Origin of the sequence: Massilia sp. PWRC2, assembly GCF_049896725.1 — a bacterium.
Classification (GTDB): domain Bacteria; phylum Pseudomonadota; class Gammaproteobacteria; order Burkholderiales; family Burkholderiaceae_D; genus JAFCUW01.
In genome coordinates this window covers 278,527-294,497 of sequence record NZ_JAFCUW010000006.1, presented here as the reverse complement: position 1 = coordinate 294,497, position 15,971 = coordinate 278,527, and the positions used below count along the sequence as shown (strand labels likewise).

The following is a 15,971-nucleotide window of genomic DNA, read 5'->3' as shown; positions in this document are numbered from 1 at the left end:
AGCGCCGGTTACTGTCGTGAAGGACCGCGCGCAGACTGAAGGAGACGCAGTGGCAGCAGCTAGCGATACCCAATCGGGCACCCGCATGGACACCTTTCCGCGACGGTTGCGCAACCACGGCCAGCAGCGGCCGGGCCGCCCCGCCTTTCGCGAAAAGCACCTGGGCATCTGGCAAAGCTGGAGCTGGCAGCAGGTCAATGTCGAGGTGCGCCTGATCGCCTGCGGCCTGGCTTCACTGGGTTTTAAACGGGGCATGAACCTGGCCATCGTCGGCGACAACCGGCCGCGCCTGTACTGGGCCATGCTGGCGGCGCAATGCCTGGGCGGGGTGCCGGTGCCGCTCTACCAGGATGCCCCGGCCGCCGACATGGCGTATGTGCTCAACGATGCCGAGATCGGCTTTGCGGTGGCCGAAGACCAGGAGCAAGTCGACAAGCTGCTCGAACTCAAAGCGCTGTGCCCGCAGCTGCACCAGATCGTCTTTGAAGATGGGCGCGGCATGCGCCACTACAGCCATAGCGGTTTGCTGTCGCTTTCTCGCCTGCAGGAACTGGGGCAAGTGTGGGATAGCGCCAACCCGGGCCGCTTCGACGCCGCCGTCGAAGCGGGCAGCGGCGGCGACGCCGCCATCATCCTGTACACCTCCGGCACCACCGGCAAACCGAAAGGGGTGGTGCAGTCGCACGCGGCGCTGCTGGCCGCCGGCAGCGGTGGGGTCGGCTTCGACCGCTTGAGCGATCGCGAAGACATCCTGTCGTATCTGCCGATGGCGTGGGTGGGCGACTGCCTGTTTTCGCTGGCGCAGGCGCTGGTGGCCGGCTTTACCGTCAATTGCCCGGAATCGGGCGACACCGTGCTGACCGATTTGCGCGAGATCGGCCCCAGCTATTATTTTGCACCGCCGCGCGTGTTTGAAAACATGCTCACCAGCGTGATGATCCGCATGGAAGACGCCAGCGCCATCAAGCGCCGCATGTTCCACCATTTTATGGCGGTGGCGCGCCGCTGCGGCGCCGCCCTGCTCGCCGGCCAGGCCGTCAGCACGCTTGACCGCCTGCAGTACGCCGTCGGCAGCGTGCTGGTGTACGGGCCCCTGAAAAATGTGCTGGGCCTGTCGCGCGTGCGGGTGGCGTACACCGCCGGCGCCGCCATCGGTCCCGACCTGTTCCGCTTTTACCGCTCGATCGGCGTCAATCTAAAACAGCTGTACGGCTCCACCGAAACCTGCGCCTACGTCTGCCTGCAACCGGACGGCAATATCAAGTTCGACAGCGTCGGCTTGCCCGCGCCCGGCGTCGAAGTGAAAATCGCCGCCAGCGGCGAGGTGCTGGTCAAGTCGCCCGCCACCATGACGGGCTACTTCAAACGGCCCGATGCGACCAGCGAAGTGATCGACGCCGACGGCTATTTTCATACGGGCGACGCCGGCGTGTTCGACCGCGACGGCCACTTAAAAATCATCGACCGCGCCGCCGATGTGGGCAAGATGAATGGCGGCGCCATCTTCGCCCCCAACTACATCGAAAACAAGCTTAAATTTTTCCCGTTTATCAAGGAGGCGGTCGCCTTCGGCAATGGCCGCGACGAGGTGTGCGCCTTCATTAATATCGACATGGAGGCGGTCGGCAATTACGCCGAGCGCCGCAACGTCGCTTACGCCGGCTACACCGACCTGGCCGGCCACGCCCTCACCTATGAGCTGGTGCGCGCATGCGTCGAACAGGTCAATGGCGACCTCGCGCGCGAGGACGGCATGGCCGGTACGCAGATCTGCCGCTTCCTGGTGCTGCACAAGGAACTCGATCCCGATGACGACGAATTGACCCGAACGCGCAAGGTGCGCCGCACCTTCATCGCCAGTAAATACGCGGTGCTCATCGATGCGCTTTACACGGGCAAGACCAGCCAGTTCATCAGCACCCAGGTCAAATTTGAAGATGGCCGCGTCGGCAGCGCCAGCGCCGACCTGCGCATCTGCACGGCGGCCAGCTATCCGGCACTGGCGGTGGCATGATGCACACACCAGCGAACCTGCCAGCGAATCGGCCAGCGAATCGGCCAGCGGCGCTGCCAGCTGCCGCCGGCCGCCACATCGGCCCGGTGATCCTCGACCTCGCCAACATCAGCCTGGCGTTCGGCGGTGTCAAGGCGCTTACCGACATTTCGTTCGACGTTCGCCAGCACGAGATCCGCGCCATCATCGGTCCGAATGGCGCCGGCAAGTCATCGATGCTCAACGTGATCAATGGCGTCTACCGCCCGCAGCAGGGCCGCATCACCCTGCGCGGTGAAGCGCGCCGCAACATGGATTGCCACGCCGCCGCCAAGGCGGGGATCGCCCGCACGTTTCAGAATATCGCGCTGTTCAAGGGCATGACGGTACTCGACAACATCATGACCGGGCGCAACCTCAAAATGCGCTCGAATTTTCTGCTGCAGGCGCTGTACCTGGGACCGGCGCGGCGCGAAGAAATCGCCCACCGCGAAAGGGCCGAGGCGATCATCGATTTTCTGGAAATCCAGGCGATTCGCAAGACGCCCGTGGGACGCCTGCCCTACGGCCTGCAAAAGCGCGTCGAACTGGGACGGGCGCTGGCAGCAGAACCGGACATCCTGCTGCTCGACGAGCCGATGGCCGGCATGAATGTCGAGGAAAAGCAGGACATGTGCCGCTTCATCCTCGACGTCAACGACCAGCTCGGCACCACCATCGTGCTGATCGAGCACGACATGGGCGTGGTGATGGATATCTCCGACCGCGTGGTGGTACTCGACTACGGCCGCAAGATCGCCGACGGCACCCCCGACGCCGTGCGCGCCAACGAGGAGGTCATTCGCGCCTACCTCGGCGCGGCTCACTGACAGGACGACAGATGAATTTTTTCTTTGAAGTGCTGATCGGCGGTCTGCTCTCGGGGATCATGTACGCCCTGGTGGCGATCGGCTTTGTGCTCATTTATAAGGCCTCGGGGGTGTTCAACTTTGCCCAGGGCGCGATGGTGTTCTTTGCCGCCCTCACCTGCGTTGGCATGGTCGACAAGTGGGGCGTGCCGATGTGGCTGGCGATTGCCTTGACCAGCGTCGTCATGATCGTGCTGGGACTGGTGATTGAAAAAGTGGTGCTGCGACCGCTGGTCAATCAGCCGGAAATCACCCTGTTCATGGCCACCATCGGCCTGGCGTTTTTTATCGAGGGCCTGGCGCAGCTGCTGTGGGGCTCGCAAGTCCATAAACTCGACCTGCCCATCGAAGACGTGCCGATCGCCTTCCTGATGGACCGTTTCAATATCATCGTCTCGCAGTTCGACGTCAGCGCCGCCGCCATCTGCGCGCTGATGGTGACGGCGCTGGCGCTGCTGTTTTCGAAAACCAAGGTGGGACGGGCCCTGCGCGCCGTCGCCGACGATCACCAGGCCGCGCTGGCGGTCGGCATTCCGCTGCAGCGCATCTGGGCCATCGTCTGGTCGGTGGCGGGGCTGGTGGCGCTGGTGGCAGGGTTATTGTGGGGCGCCCGCAACGGCGTGCAGTTTGCCCTCACCTTCATTGCCTTAAAAGCGCTGCCGGTGCTGATCCTGGGCGGATTTACCTCGGTGCCGGGGGCGATTGTCGGTGGCCTGATCATCGGCGCCTCTGAAAAGCTGGCCGAGGTCTATCTCGGTCCGCTGGTCGGCGGTGGTATCGAAGGCTGGTTCCCCTACGTGCTGGCCCTGCTGTTCCTGCTGGTGCGGCCGGAAGGCCTGTTCGGCGAAAAACTGATCCGGAGGATTTGATGCTCTACCGCGAAGCCGGGCAATTTAAAACCAGCTACCAAGCCGATAACCAGATTTTCCCGATCCGCCAGGACCGCTATGCGATCGCCATCGTGCTGCTGGTGGCCGCCGTGCTGGTGCCGCTGCTGGCCAGCCCGTATCTGCTGTCGGCGCTGTTGATCCCCTTTTTGATTTTTGCGCTGGCGGCGCTGGGTCTGAATATCCTCACCGGTTACTGCGGCCAGCTCTCGCTCGGCAGCGCTGCCTTCATGGCGGTCGGCGCCTACGCCGCCTTTAACTTTGTCGCCCGCGTCCCCGGCATGCCGCTGCTGCTGGCGTTTGTTCTCGGTGGCTTGTGCGCGGCGGTGGTCGGCATCGTGTTCGGCTTGCCGTCGCTGCGGGTGCGCGGCTTTTATCTGGCGGCGTCGACCCTGGCCACACAGTTTTTCGTGGTCTGGTGCCTGACCAAGATCCCGTATCTGACCAATTACAGCGCTTCCGGCGTGGTGACGGTGCAAAAAATGCAGATCCTCGGCTACCAGTTCAACAGCCCGCAGAGCAAATACCTGCTGGTGCTGGTGATTGTCGGCGTGCTGGCACTGTTGGCCAAGAACATGATCCGCTCGAACGTGGGACGCTCGTGGATGGCAGTGCGCGACATGGATGTTGCCGCCGAGGTGATCGGCTTTCGGCCGCTGCGCACCAAGCTGCTGGCGTTTGCCGTCAGTTCGTTTTATTGCGGCGTGGCGGGCGCTCTGTACGCGTTTGCCTACCTCGGCACGGTGGAGCCGGAAGCCTATAACCTCGACCTGTCGTTCCGCATTTTATTCATGATCATCATCGGCGGCGTCGGCTCGGTGCTCGGCTCCTTCCTCGGCGCCGCCTTCATCGTGCTGCTGCCGGTGATGCTCAATATCGTCGGTCATGGGCTGGGCCTGCCGACCAGCTTTGCATCGAACCTGGAGTTGATGGTGTTTGGCGCGTTGATCATCTTTTTCCTGATCGTGGAACCGCACGGTCTGGCGCGCTTGTGGCAAGTGGGTAAAGAGAAGTTGCGCCTGTGGCCTTTTCCCCATTAAGGCGATGGCAGCAGCACCAGTGCAGTGATTTTGAGGAGACGACAATGAGCACCATAAAACATACGATTAAAAACATCCTGCTGTGCGCGGCACTGGCCGGCGCCGCCAACGGCGCCATCGCCGCCGACCAGTTCGTGGCCTTGCCGTCCTACCGGGTCGGCAGTTACGCCGCCGGCGGCTCCGGCTTTTATGGCGGCGCCATCGATTACTTTAATCTGGTCAATGCCAACGGCGGCATCAATGGCGTCAAGATCGCCTGGGAAGAGTGCGAGACCGAGTACAACCCGTCGCGCGGGGTCGAGTGTTATGAGCGTCTGAAAACCAAAAACGGTGGCGCCACCCTGGTCGATCCGCTGTCAACCGGCATCGCCTACGGCATTCTCGACCGCGTCGCCACCGACAAGATCCCCATGACCATGCTGGGCTATGGCCGCTCGGACGCCGCCAACGGCAAGGTGTTCCCGTATGTGTTCCCGCTGATCACCAGCTACTGGGACCAGGCGGCAGCGATGATCAAGTACCTCGGCGACAAGGAAGGTGGCTACGCCAAACTGAAAGGCAAAAAAATCGCCTACCTGTACCACGATTCGCCGTTCGGCAAAGAGCCGATGCCGGTGCTCGACGCCCTGGCCAAGGAGCACGGCTTTGAACTGATCAAGGTGGCGGTGACGCCGCCCGGCAGCGAGCAGCAGTCGCAGTGGCTGCAGATCCGCCAGGCCAAGCCGGACTACGTGATCCTGTGGGGCTGGGGGGTGATGAATTCGGTGGCCATCAAGACGGCCCAGCGCAACGGCTTCCCGCGCGAGAAAATGCTGGGCGTGTGGTGGGCCGGTTCCGAAGAAGACACGGTGCCATCGGGCGACGCCGCCAAGGGCTACACGTCGATGACGTTTAATACGCCAGGTAACTACCCGGTGCTGGACGAACTGCGCAAGAAAATCTACGCCACCGGCAAGGGAGATCTGGCCGAACAAAGCCGCATCGGTTCCGTCTATCACATGCGCGGCATGACGCTGGGGATCCTGTGGACCGAAGCGATCCGCACGGCGCAGGAGAAATACGGCAAGGGCAAAGTGATGACGGGCGAGCAGGTGCGCTGGGGCCTGGAACACTTGAACATCGATGAAGCACGGCAAAAGGCGCTGGGTGCCTTCGGCATGTTCCCGACCGTGAAAACCAGCTGCGACGACCATGAAGGCTCGGGCGCCGTCAAGGTGCAGCAGTGGGATGGCAAGGCGTGGAAGGCGATCACCCCGAACTGGGTGGTGGGCGACCGCGCGCTGACCCGCCGACTGCTGGAAGAATCGTCGCTGGCATATGCGGCGGAAAAGAAAATCACCCCGGCCTGCCTGAACTAGGCAAGCCTGCCTACCCCAGCGGCGCGTCGCCATCACGCCGCGCCGCCGTATCAACCATCAACCATCAACCATCAACCATCGACCACCGACCACCGACCATGACGATTGACAGCCTGCCCTACCTCTCGGTGAACAACATCGAGGTCATTTACGACCACGTCATCCTGGTACTCAAGGGGGTGTCGCTGCAGGTGCCGAAGGGGAAAATCGTGGCCCTGCTGGGCGCCAACGGCGCCGGCAAATCGACCACCCTAAAAACCATCTCGACCCTGCTGCGCGGCGAACGCGGCGACGTCACCAAGGGAGAAGTGCGTTTTAATGGCGAGCGAATCGACCAGTTGACGCCCAGCGCACTGGTCAAGCGTGGCCTGTCGCAGGTGATGGAAGGGCGCCACTGTTTCGGCCACCTGACCATCGAAGAAAACCTGCTGACCGGGGCTTACACGCGCAGCGATTCGCGCGCCGATCAAAAGGCGTCGCTCGACGCCGTGTACGCTTATTTTCCCCGCCTGAAGGAGCGCCGCGCCAGCATGGCCGGCTACACCTCGGGCGGCGAGCAGCAGATGTGTGCGATCGGCCGCGCGCTGATGGCCAAGCCATCGATGATCCTGCTCGACGAGCCATCGATGGGCATCGCCCCGCAAATCGTCGAAGAGATTTTTGACATCGTCAAAGACCTCAATGTGCGCGAAGGGGTGTCGTTCCTGCTGGCCGAACAGAACACCACGGTGGCGCTGCGCTACGCCGACTTTGGCTACATCCTGGAAAACGGCCGGGTGGTGATGGAAGGGGCGGCGGCGGACCTGGCGGCCAACGAAGACGTCAAGGAATTTTATCTGGGTGTCTCCGGCGCCGGCCGCAAGAGTTTTAAGGACATGAAATTTTATCGCCGCCGCAAGCGCTGGCTGGCCTGAAGTCGACTCACTCCGCCACCGACATTGACAGCAAGGACGCCATGAACAGCACCCTCGACAGCCTGGAAACGCGCGAACCGGCCGTGCGCGAACGCGCACTGATGGCGCGCCTGCCGCAGCTAGTGGCGCGCGCCCAGCAGGCGCCCGGCTGGGCGCGCATTTTGCACGGAGTCGATGCCGCCACCATCGACAGCCGCGCGGCGCTGGCAACGCTACCGGTCACCCGCAAGGCGCAGCTGCACGACCTGCAGCGCGCCGACCTGCCCTTCGGTGGCCTGACCGCCACTGCCCCGCGCGCGCTGCGTCATATGTATGTATCGCCCGGTCCGATCTACGATCCGGAAGGGAGCGGCGCCGACTGGTGGCGCTTCGCCCGTCCCATGTACGCGGCCGGCGTGCGCGCCGGCGGCCTGCTGCAAAACTGCTTTTCTTACCACTTCACGCCGGCCGCCTTCATGGTCGAAGGCGGCGCGGCCCGCATCGGCTGCACGGTGATCCCGGCCGGTGCCGGCCAGACCGAAATGCAGGTGCAGGCGATGGTCGACCTGCGCCCCGACACCTACATCGGCACGCCGTCATTTTTACGCATCATCATCGAAAAAGCGCGCGACATGAACGCCGACATCAGCAGCGTCAAGCAGGCCCTGATGGGCGCCGAGGCGCTGCCCGAATCGCTGCGCAGCTGGTTTCACGCGCACGGTGTGCCACTGGTGCTGCAAACCTATGCCTCGGCCGATATCGGCTGCGTCGCCTATGAAACCGCCACCGATGGCGTGGTCAATCCCGGCCTGCTGCTCGACGAAGACGTCATCGTCGAAATCGTCCGCCCCGGCAGCGGCGAACTGGTGGCGCCGGGCGACATCGGCGAAGTGCTGGTGACGCTATTGAACGCCGACTACCCGCTGATCCGCTTTGCCACTGGCGACATGTCGGCCATGCTGGTCGACGCTGCGCCGTCACCGTGCGGGCGCACCAACGCACGCATGCGCGGCTGGCTCGGACGGGCCGACCAGACCACCAAGGTGCGCGCCATGTTCGTCCACCCGGCGCAGGTGGCCGACATCGTGCGGCGCCACCCGGCCATCAGCAAGGCGCGCCTGGTGGTGACGGGACGCATGGCCAACGATGTGATGACGCTGCACTGCGAGGCGCCAGCACCACTCGATGCAGCGCAGACGGCGGCGCTGGTGGCCTCGATCCGCGACGTCACCAAGCTGCGCGGCGAAGTGTGCTGGGCGGCGCCCGGCAGCCTGGCTGACGACGGTAACGTGATCGAAGACCGCCGCGATTACCGTTGACGCGATTGCACCACAGCGAACGACAGCGCGGCGGCCGGTCGATCCGGCGCGCCAGCGCAACACCGCAAACTCACAGCGAAAGACGGGCCTTGGCGGCGTCAAATTCAGCGATCAGGCGCTGCACCATCTCGGCCACCGTCGGCACATCGTCCATCAGGCCGACGCCCTGGCCGGCGCCCCAGATATCGCGCCAGGCCTTGGCGCTGCCGGAGCCAAAACTCATCTTGCTCTTGTCCGATTCGGGCAGCGCATCGGGATCGAGGCCGGCGTTGACGATCGATTTTTTCAGGTAATTGCCGTGCACCCCCGTAAACAGGTTGGTGTAGACGACATCGGCGGCGCTCGACTCGACGATGGCGTCGCGGTAGTCGTCCGACACGTTCGACTCCTTGGTGGCCAGCCAGCGCGAGCCGATATAGGCAAAGTCGGCGCCCATGGCCAGCGCGGCCAGCACGGCGTCGCCGGTGGCGATGGCACCCGACAGCGCAATGGGACCCTTGAAAAATTTGCGGATTTCGCCGACCAGGGCGAACGGCGAGAGCGCGCCGGCATGGCCGCCAGCGCCAGCGGCCACCAGAATCAGGCCATCGACGCCCGCTTCGAGCGCTTTATGCGCATGGCGGATCGAAATGACGTCGTGCAGCACGATGCCGCCGTAGCTGTGGATGGCATCTAACATCTCTTTCGGCGGCGCCCGCAGCGACGAGATGATGATCGGCACCTGATGGCGCACGCACACCTCGATGTCGTGGGCCAGGCGGTCATTCGACTGGTGGACGATCTGGTTGACGGCGATCGGGCCGACGATGGCGTCGGGATGGGCCAGGCGGTAGGCATCGAGTTCGGTCTTCAGGTCGGTCAGCCAGGTGTCAAGCAGTTCGGCCGGGCGCGCGTTCAGGGCCGGGAATGAGCCGACGATACCGGCCTTGCACTGGGCCGCCACCAGCGCCGGGCCGCTGGCGATGAACATCGGCGAGGCGATGACGGGGATGGACAGGTGTTGCAGTGCGATCGGCAGCGCCATGGCGGACTCTCTGAAGATGGATGGATGGATGGATGGATGGAAATAAGCCAGCACATTATGGCTTAAAAAAGAACGATCGTGCGGGAATTTAATGCGCCGCCGGCGGCGTGCGGCCGGAGTTGAACAAGCACCGCCGATCAAGCGCAGTCAATCAAGCGCAGACAATCAAACGCAGTCAATCAACAACACGCCATCGCGGCGGGCAGCGCCGGCACGCACCAGGGCGGCGGCGGTGTGTTCGGCAGCAGCGGCAGCGTCGCCGCCGAGAAAGCGGCGGCGGGCGCCGGCCATCAGCGGGTTGTGCTCGAACATGGCAGTCACCTCGGCCATGCTGAGCTGGCGGCGCTCGAGCAGCAGGAACTTGAGCATCACGCGCACGGCATTGTCGGCATTGCGGCGCGGGTCGGCGCGCAGGTACGCCAGGCGCGAGCTGGCACGCGCCAGCGCCGCCTGTATATCGGTGAATGGCGCGCCGTGGCCGGGGATCACCACGCGCACATCGAGACTGTCGATCAGCGCCAGGGTGGCGGCGGCCTCGGCAAAACCGGAGTCGCCATCGAGCTCGGGAAAAATCACCCCGAAGCCGTGTTCCCACAGGGCGTCGGCGGAAATCAGGATGGCATGGCGGGCGCAATACAACACCAGCGCGGCGTTGTCGTGGCCGGGTGCGGCCAGTGCCTGCCATTCCAGCTCGCCCAACGTGAGCGTGTCGCCAGCGGCGATGGTGCGGGTAAAGCCGAAGCGGGCGCATTGCTGGCCGGTGGCGCGGTAGCTGAGGGCAGCTTCGTCCCAGGCTGCCACCGCTGCCGCCTCGGCGGCCGGGATGGCGGTGATGCAGTCGGGGTAGCGCGCCTGCAGGGCGGCGTTGCCGCCGCAGTGGTCGGAGTGCAGGTGGGTGTTGAGTAACAGATCGAGCGGCCGACCGTCCAGCGCGTGCTCGACCAGCGCCACCGTTTGCGCCGCGTGGCTCAGGTAGCCGCTGTCGACGAGTGCGCTGCCATGGTCTCCGCTAAATAAAATGTTGTTGGACGACAGCCAGCCGCGCTCGAACACCCGCATCGTCGGCGGCAGCGCCAGCGCTGGCGTGCTCATGGCGCAGCGGGGTCTTGGCGCTGCGAGGCGAGCGCAATGTTCGCAAATTCGATCAGCAGCGCCTGCGAGCCGCCATTGAAGGTGGTAAATCCGTTACTGCTGCGCACCACCAGGCGTGGCGGGAACAGCCAGCCGAGGAAGGGCACGCCCAGCATCTTGGCGCTGCGCACCTCGTCCCAGCGCACGCGCTTGTCGATCATGGCGCTCTGGCGCATGCCGTCGGCGTCGATGGTGGTGGTGCCCCGGATGAACCAGTACCAGCTGGCGATCAGCAGCGAGGTGGCGCCCACCAGCACCAGCTTGACGCCGAAGCCGTAACTGAGCAGGGGAAAGCGCAGGGCGATGGCAAAGCCATAGCCAAGCAACACCAGTACGATGACGGTCGAGACGATTTTAAACGGCCCCGCATAGGCGGGGCCGGACACTGGCTGGGCGCCTTGGTAGCGATGCATTTAACGGAACTCCAGATGCTGTTCGCGGCGGCGGATGGCGGCATAGACGGCGCGCCTGTAATGGTCGTCGGCGCTGCCCCAGTTGACGATTTCCTCGAGGGTGCGCAGGCAGCCGCTGCACAGGCCGGTGCTGGGGACCATCTGGCACAGGCTCACGCACGGCGACGGCACCGGCGTTTGCAGTTCCGGCGGCAGCGTGGACGACGCGCCGGAGCGCATGGAGGGGCCGCTCATGCAGGCACCGGCGGTGGCAGGGCAGAAGACAGCGGCGAGGACAATTGCGCCGCCGCCACCTTGCTGGCCAGCCTGGCGGCAAAGCGCTGCGGCTCGATCAGCATGCGTTCATGGGTGCCTTCGCACACCCGTTCAAGGTTGTCCCACGCTTCAACGCGGAAAGTGAGGCGGCGGCCATCGACCGCCAGCACTTCGCCTTCGATACGCAGCTCCATGCCGGGCGGGGTCGGCGCCAGGTGGCGGAAATTGACCATGGTGCCCAGGCTCTGTTGGCGCGGCCAGTCGACGAAGGGCATGATGCCGTGCACGCAGGCGAGTTCCATCATGCCGACCAGGTAACCGGTGGCCAGCACGGCTGGCATGTCGCGGCAAAAATCGGTGTCGTGGTACAGCGCCGGCACGCTGGCGCGTTCGGGAACGGTGTAGCGCCAGCTAAAGCGCAGGCCTGCTTGTAGTGATGAGCTCATGTAGCTAGGTTAGCGTATCCAATCGAATCGCGCTTGCCATGCACGCGAACTGGCGTAAAATACCATCCACACAGATGGTATATGGATGCCACGACGACAAAACAGGGACCCCGATGGCGATGATGGAGCACAGAGAAACAAGACCGAAGACGCAAGATTCGGAAAAAATCACGATTAACCTCGGCCTGATCGATCTCGGCCAGATTGACTTGCTGGTCAATGAAGGCTTTTATTCGAACCGGACGGACCTGATCCGTACGGCCATTCGCAATCAGCTCAACACCCACGCGGAAGTGGTCAGGCAAACAGTGGCACGGAAAAGTCTCGTGCTCGGCTTGCACCATTATTCGCGGGTGGATCTGGAAGCGGCGCGCGCCAGAGGCGAGCGCCTGCAAATCCAGGTGTTGGGCATGGCCAGCATTGCCAGCGATGTCACTGCCGAACTGGCGGTGGCGACGATCGAATCGATTTTCGTGCTGGGCTCACTGCATGCCAGCACGGCAGTGAAAACCGCACTGGCAGGCCGCATTCTATAAATGCGACGACAAAGGAAGGCCCTATGAAACTGAACGACAAACTCATTGCCGGCATGCGCCAGGCAACCCGCTCCCTGCTGACGCAGGGTCCGACCGCCGCCACCGCCGCCATCGCGCGGGTGCTGCACGGCAGTCGTGCGGCCACCGCTGCAGCGACAACGCCAGTACCGGCCATGCGTGACATCAATTCGCCGCCGGCCTCGGCCGCTGCAACGCCGCAGCCGCAGGCAGCAGCAGCGCCAGCGCCACCCTCAACGCCAGCCTATGAAACCATGATGCGCAAGCTGGTGCCAGAAATGATGGCCAATCTCGACCGCGCCAGCGAGGCCGGCAAAGCGGCGTTCACCATGCCGCACTTCGAGATGCCCAGCTTCGACCTGCACGCCGCCATGGGTGGCAGCCACGCCGCCGCCGAAGCTTTGCCGGGCACCTTCAGCGATGGCAGCCATACCAACGGCGCCGGCACGCGCAGCTACAAGTTATATGAACCGAGCAATTACGACGGCCTGCGCCCGGTGCCGCTGGTGGTGATGCTGCACGGCTGCACCCAGAACCCGGTCGATTTCGCCAGCGGCACCCAGATGAACCAGCTGGCCGAAGAACTGGGCTGCCTGGTTGCCTATCCGGCGCAATCGCAGCAAGCCAATTCGAGCCGCTGCTGGAACTGGTTTCACGAAAAGGACCAGATGCGCGACCAGGGCGAGCCCTCGATCATCGCCGGCATCACCCGCGACATCATCGCCAGCCACAACGTCGATGCGGCGCAGGTCTACGTGGCCGGGCTGTCGGCCGGCGGCGCCATGGCCACCATCATGGGCACGGTGTACCCGGACCTGTATGCGGCGGTGGGCGTCCATTCGGGCTTGCCATTTGCCGCCGCGCACGACCTGCCATCGGCACTGGCGGCCATGCAGGGCAGGTTCGGCACGCCGCCGGCAACGAGCGGGCGCGCCACCCCCATCATCGTCTTTCATGGCGACCGCGATACCACCGTCTCGCCGGCCGCCGGTGACGCCGTCATCGCCCAGGGCCGCCAGGGTGCGCGCGATATCGTCATCGAACCGGGCAAGGTGCCCGAAGGCCATGCCTACACGCGCACCGTACACCGCCACGCCGATGGCACGCCGCAGGCAGAACAGTGGCTGATCCACGGCGCCGGCCACGCCTGGTCGGGCGGCAGCGCGCGCGGCAGTTATACCGATGGCAAGGGGCCTGACGCCAGCCGTGAAATGATGCGGTTTTTTCAGACCAAGCGTTAATGGTCGGGGGCTGCTGCGGCGGCGCGCGCCCTTTCAAGTTCGGCCATGTGCTGGTACAGGCACGCGGGGCACCAGCACGCTGCCAGCGGGCCCGGTACCGGCAACGCCGCCGGCAGCGCCATGCACCAGCACGGCGCGCGGCTGCCATCGACCATGGCGCAGTCGAACGGCGCGCCGCAGCGGCTGCAGGCGCTCATGTGGGCCGGCCCGCGCAGCACGCGGCAACAGAGTAAATGGGGAGCATAGGGGTGCACCTTAGACGATGACGAATTAAAATACAACATGCGCGCTTTATAATGCGCAACGGCGAGCTCCGCTTGCCTGTAGAATCTCGACAAATTTCTTTCGGACCTGCCATGACCGCTGCCCTGCCCCCCCTCACCGCTGCCCAGCAGAATGACCTGGCTGCCGTCTCTCCCCAGATCAAGGCGCAAATCCTGGCCGAGGCGCTGCCGTACATCCGCAACTTCCACGGCAAGACCATCGTCATCAAATACGGCGGCAACGCCATGACCGACGAGCGCCTCAAGCACGGCTTCGCCCGCGATGTCATTTTGCTCAAGCTGGTGGGCATGAATCCGGTGGTGGTGCACGGCGGTGGACCGCAGATCGACAACGCGCTGAAAAAAATCGGCAAGCAGGGCACCTTCGTGCAGGGCATGCGCATCACCGACGAAGAGACCATGGAAGTGGTCGAGTGGGTGCTGGGCGGCGAAGTCCAGCAAGACATCGTCATGCTGATCAACCACTACGGCGGCCAGGCGGTGGGCTTGACCGGCAAGGACGGCGGCTTGATCCGCGCGCGCCGCATGTCGATGCCGGACCGCGAAAAGCCGGGCGAGTTTCTCGACATCGGTTTTGTCGGCGAAATCGACGCCATCAACCCGGCCGTGGTCAAGGCGCTGCAGGACGACGCCTTCATTCCCATCATCTCGCCGATCGGCTTCGGCCAGGACGGCCAGGCCTACAACATCAACGCCGACGTCGTCGCTGGCAAGATCGCCGAAATCCTGAAAGCGGAAAAGCTGATCATGATGACCAACATCGCCGGCGTGCAGGACAAGAAGGGCAATCTGGTCACCGACCTGTCAGCGCGCGAAATCGATGAGATGTTCGCCGACGGCACCATCTCGGGTGGCATGCTGCCAAAAATCTCGTCGGCCCTCGACGCCGCCAAGTCGGGCGTGAACACCGTGCACATCATCGACGGCCGCATCGAGCACTCGCTGCTGCTGGAAGTCTTGACCGAACAGGCGTTTGGCACTATGATCCGGTCGCACTAAGTTTTTTAGGCGCCGGAAACGTATTACAACCGGCGTCACAGGATGTCGAAAAAGCGTCGCGAGCGGTTCGCCATCGCGTTGAGCAGCGCAGCCGTACCAGCGTACGGCGAGCAACGCAAACGCGATGGCGGACCGCGCAGTAGCCTGTTCGACATCCCACCACATGCCCTTGTAGCTCAGTGGTAGAGCACTCCCTTGGTAAGGGAGAGGCCACGTGTTCGATCCACGTCAAGGGCACCATCTGCAGCACCCTCCCGCGCTTTTTAGTCCGCCATTCAGTTCGCTCTTTACTCCGCTTTTTTTTACTGCTCAATATACCTGTTCGACCGTCAGCCCGCGTGCGCGCATCAGCGCCGGCACGCTGCGTGGTCCCACCAGGTGCAGCACGCCGATCGCCGCCACGCTATTGTCTTCGCGCCCCAGCAGGGCGACGATGGCGTCGGTGAGACCGCCGTTGCGGCCATCGAGCAGCACGTCGCGCATGAAGCGGCCGCTCACCGTGCTGTCGGTATCGAAGCGCGCGGCGATGGCCTCGAGCGCGGCGCGGTCGGCGCTGGCCCAGGCCAGGGCGATCTGGCGCGCCTGCACGCCCTGGGTGCCCGATTCGATCTCGCTGATGGTCTGCTCAAGGAAGGCCCATTGCGTCGCCACTGGCAGGCTGTCGAACAGCGCCAGCTGGGTATCGAGCGATTCGAGTTCAATCACCTTCACATGCTGGGCCCGGGCCAGCGCCGCCAGCTGGCTGTCGACCGCCAGCGCGGTGTCGTAACCCTGCCGCGTGTATTCCCCCACCGACAGGGCGATGGCAATCAGCCACGGTTTGTAGGGGGCCATGCTGTGTTCATCGATGCCGGCCTGCGCCAGCACGCTGGACAGGCGCGCCGCCAGTGCCGGCGGGGTGGCAGCAGCGGGCTGCGCCAGCGCATATTTTTGCAGCGCGCGTGCGGCCACCTCGGGGGGGAGACCCGGATCGATTTCCAGCGCCAGCGTGGGGGCGGCGGCCAGCAGCGCCGCCAGGCGCGGCTCGAACGGATAGAAATCGGCCTGGCCGACATGCATGGTGCCAAACAAATACACGGTGTGGCCGTGGCCGCTGACCTTGAACAGGGCGCCGCGCTCGGTGGCGCCGGCGGCGCTCGAAAACAGCAGCGCCAGCAGCAATCCACACCATCCCACTATAATCTGCCCCATGCCACTCCCGTCGCCATTGACTGCCGATTGTCGCC

Annotated in this window: 17 protein-coding genes and 1 tRNA gene; 11 read left to right on the top strand and 7 right to left on the bottom strand. The window is 64.2% G+C overall.

Going from position 1 to position 15,971, the window contains the following annotated elements; all coding sequences use genetic code 11:
- Positions 1-85 precede the first annotated feature (85 nt).
- From ACP7BZ_RS14285 to ACP7BZ_RS14255, 7 genes are all read left to right on the top strand, one after another.
- Entirely contained in the window at positions 86-2,014 is a 1,929-nt protein-coding gene (locus tag ACP7BZ_RS14285; protein ID WP_426114283.1) for an AMP-dependent synthetase/ligase, read from the top strand.
- Entirely contained in the window at positions 2,011-2,862 is an 852-nt protein-coding gene (locus ACP7BZ_RS14280) for an ABC transporter ATP-binding protein (protein WP_426114211.1), read from the top strand. The genes ACP7BZ_RS14285 and ACP7BZ_RS14280 overlap by 4 nt, the downstream gene beginning before the upstream one ends.
- 11 nt (positions 2,863-2,873) lie before the next feature.
- On the top strand, positions 2,874-3,770 hold the full coding sequence (locus ACP7BZ_RS14275) for a branched-chain amino acid ABC transporter permease (RefSeq protein ID WP_426114209.1): 897 nt from the start codon (positions 2,874-2,876) through the stop codon (positions 3,768-3,770).
- The gene (locus tag ACP7BZ_RS14270; protein WP_426114207.1) at positions 3,770-4,828 is read left to right on the top strand and encodes a branched-chain amino acid ABC transporter permease; all 1,059 of its coding nucleotides are present in this window, start codon (positions 3,770-3,772) and stop codon (positions 4,826-4,828) included. The genes ACP7BZ_RS14275 and ACP7BZ_RS14270 overlap by 1 nt, the downstream gene beginning before the upstream one ends.
- 44 nt (positions 4,829-4,872) lie before the next feature.
- Positions 4,873-6,186, top strand: coding sequence for an ABC transporter substrate-binding protein (locus tag ACP7BZ_RS14265; RefSeq protein WP_426114205.1), 1,314 nt, complete (start codon positions 4,873-4,875; stop codon positions 6,184-6,186).
- A 98-nt stretch (positions 6,187-6,284) separates the two neighbouring features.
- Positions 6,285-7,100 (top strand): ABC transporter ATP-binding protein, encoded by an 816-nt coding sequence (locus ACP7BZ_RS14260; RefSeq protein ID WP_426114203.1) that lies wholly within the window; start codon positions 6,285-6,287, stop codon positions 7,098-7,100.
- Between the two features lie 41 nt (positions 7,101-7,141).
- A complete protein-coding gene (locus ACP7BZ_RS14255; RefSeq protein ID WP_426114201.1) occupies positions 7,142-8,398 on the top strand; it encodes a phenylacetate--CoA ligase family protein in 1,257 nt (418 codons plus the stop codon).
- A 70-nt stretch (positions 8,399-8,468) separates the two neighbouring features.
- Here the strand turns inward: ACP7BZ_RS14255 and ACP7BZ_RS14250 are convergent, their stop codons facing one another.
- The 5 genes from ACP7BZ_RS14250 to ACP7BZ_RS14230 form a co-directional block, all read right to left on the bottom strand.
- Positions 8,469-9,422 (bottom strand): NAD(P)H-dependent flavin oxidoreductase, encoded by a 954-nt coding sequence (locus tag ACP7BZ_RS14250; RefSeq protein ID WP_426114199.1) that lies wholly within the window; start codon positions 9,420-9,422, stop codon positions 8,469-8,471.
- 165 nt (positions 9,423-9,587) lie between these two features.
- Positions 9,588-10,514, bottom strand: coding sequence for an MBL fold metallo-hydrolase (locus ACP7BZ_RS14245; RefSeq protein WP_426114197.1), 927 nt, complete (start codon positions 10,512-10,514; stop codon positions 9,588-9,590).
- The gene (locus ACP7BZ_RS14240) at positions 10,511-10,966 is read right to left on the bottom strand and encodes a hypothetical protein (RefSeq protein ID WP_426114195.1); all 456 of its coding nucleotides are present in this window, start codon (positions 10,964-10,966) and stop codon (positions 10,511-10,513) included. Before ACP7BZ_RS14240 ends, ACP7BZ_RS14245 begins: the two co-directional genes overlap by 4 nt.
- Complete coding sequence (locus ACP7BZ_RS14235) at positions 10,967-11,200, bottom strand: DUF1289 domain-containing protein (protein ID WP_426114193.1); 234 nt, start codon at positions 11,198-11,200, stop codon at positions 10,967-10,969.
- Positions 11,197-11,667 carry a thioesterase family protein gene (locus tag ACP7BZ_RS14230; RefSeq protein WP_426114191.1) on the bottom strand — a complete coding sequence of 157 codons (471 nt, stop codon included), beginning with the start codon at positions 11,665-11,667 and terminating at the stop codon, positions 11,197-11,199. The genes ACP7BZ_RS14235 and ACP7BZ_RS14230 overlap by 4 nt, the downstream gene beginning before the upstream one ends.
- A gap of 122 nt (positions 11,668-11,789) precedes the next feature.
- Here ACP7BZ_RS14230 and ACP7BZ_RS14225 point away from each other — a divergent pair, with 122 nt between their 5' ends.
- Both ACP7BZ_RS14225 and ACP7BZ_RS14220 read left to right on the top strand, forming a co-directional pair.
- Complete coding sequence (locus tag ACP7BZ_RS14225) at positions 11,790-12,203, top strand: CopG family transcriptional regulator (RefSeq protein ID WP_426114281.1); 414 nt, start codon at positions 11,790-11,792, stop codon at positions 12,201-12,203.
- A gap of 23 nt (positions 12,204-12,226) precedes the next feature.
- On the top strand, positions 12,227-13,462 hold the full coding sequence (locus ACP7BZ_RS14220) for an extracellular catalytic domain type 1 short-chain-length polyhydroxyalkanoate depolymerase (protein ID WP_426114190.1): 1,236 nt from the start codon (positions 12,227-12,229) through the stop codon (positions 13,460-13,462).
- On the opposite strand, the gene ACP7BZ_RS14215 is transcribed toward ACP7BZ_RS14220, so the two are convergent.
- Positions 13,459-13,659, bottom strand: a complete 201-nt coding sequence (locus tag ACP7BZ_RS14215; protein WP_426114188.1) for a cysteine-rich CWC family protein — start codon at positions 13,657-13,659, stop codon at positions 13,459-13,461. The two genes, ACP7BZ_RS14220 and ACP7BZ_RS14215, sit on opposite strands and share 4 nt — an antisense overlap.
- A 159-nt stretch (positions 13,660-13,818) precedes the next feature.
- On the opposite strand from ACP7BZ_RS14215, the gene argB reads away from it, so the two are divergent.
- Positions 13,819-14,745, top strand: a complete 927-nt coding sequence (gene argB / locus ACP7BZ_RS14210) for an acetylglutamate kinase (protein WP_426114186.1) — start codon at positions 13,819-13,821, stop codon at positions 14,743-14,745.
- Positions 14,746-14,910: 165 nt separating this feature from the next.
- A tRNA-Thr gene (locus ACP7BZ_RS14205) sits at positions 14,911-14,985 on the top strand.
- Positions 14,986-15,054: 69 nt separating this feature from the next.
- Here the strand turns inward: ACP7BZ_RS14205 and ACP7BZ_RS14200 are convergent.
- Complete coding sequence (locus tag ACP7BZ_RS14200; protein ID WP_426114184.1) at positions 15,055-15,936, bottom strand: TraB/GumN family protein; 882 nt, start codon at positions 15,934-15,936, stop codon at positions 15,055-15,057.
- Between the last annotated feature and the right edge of the window lie 35 nt (positions 15,937-15,971).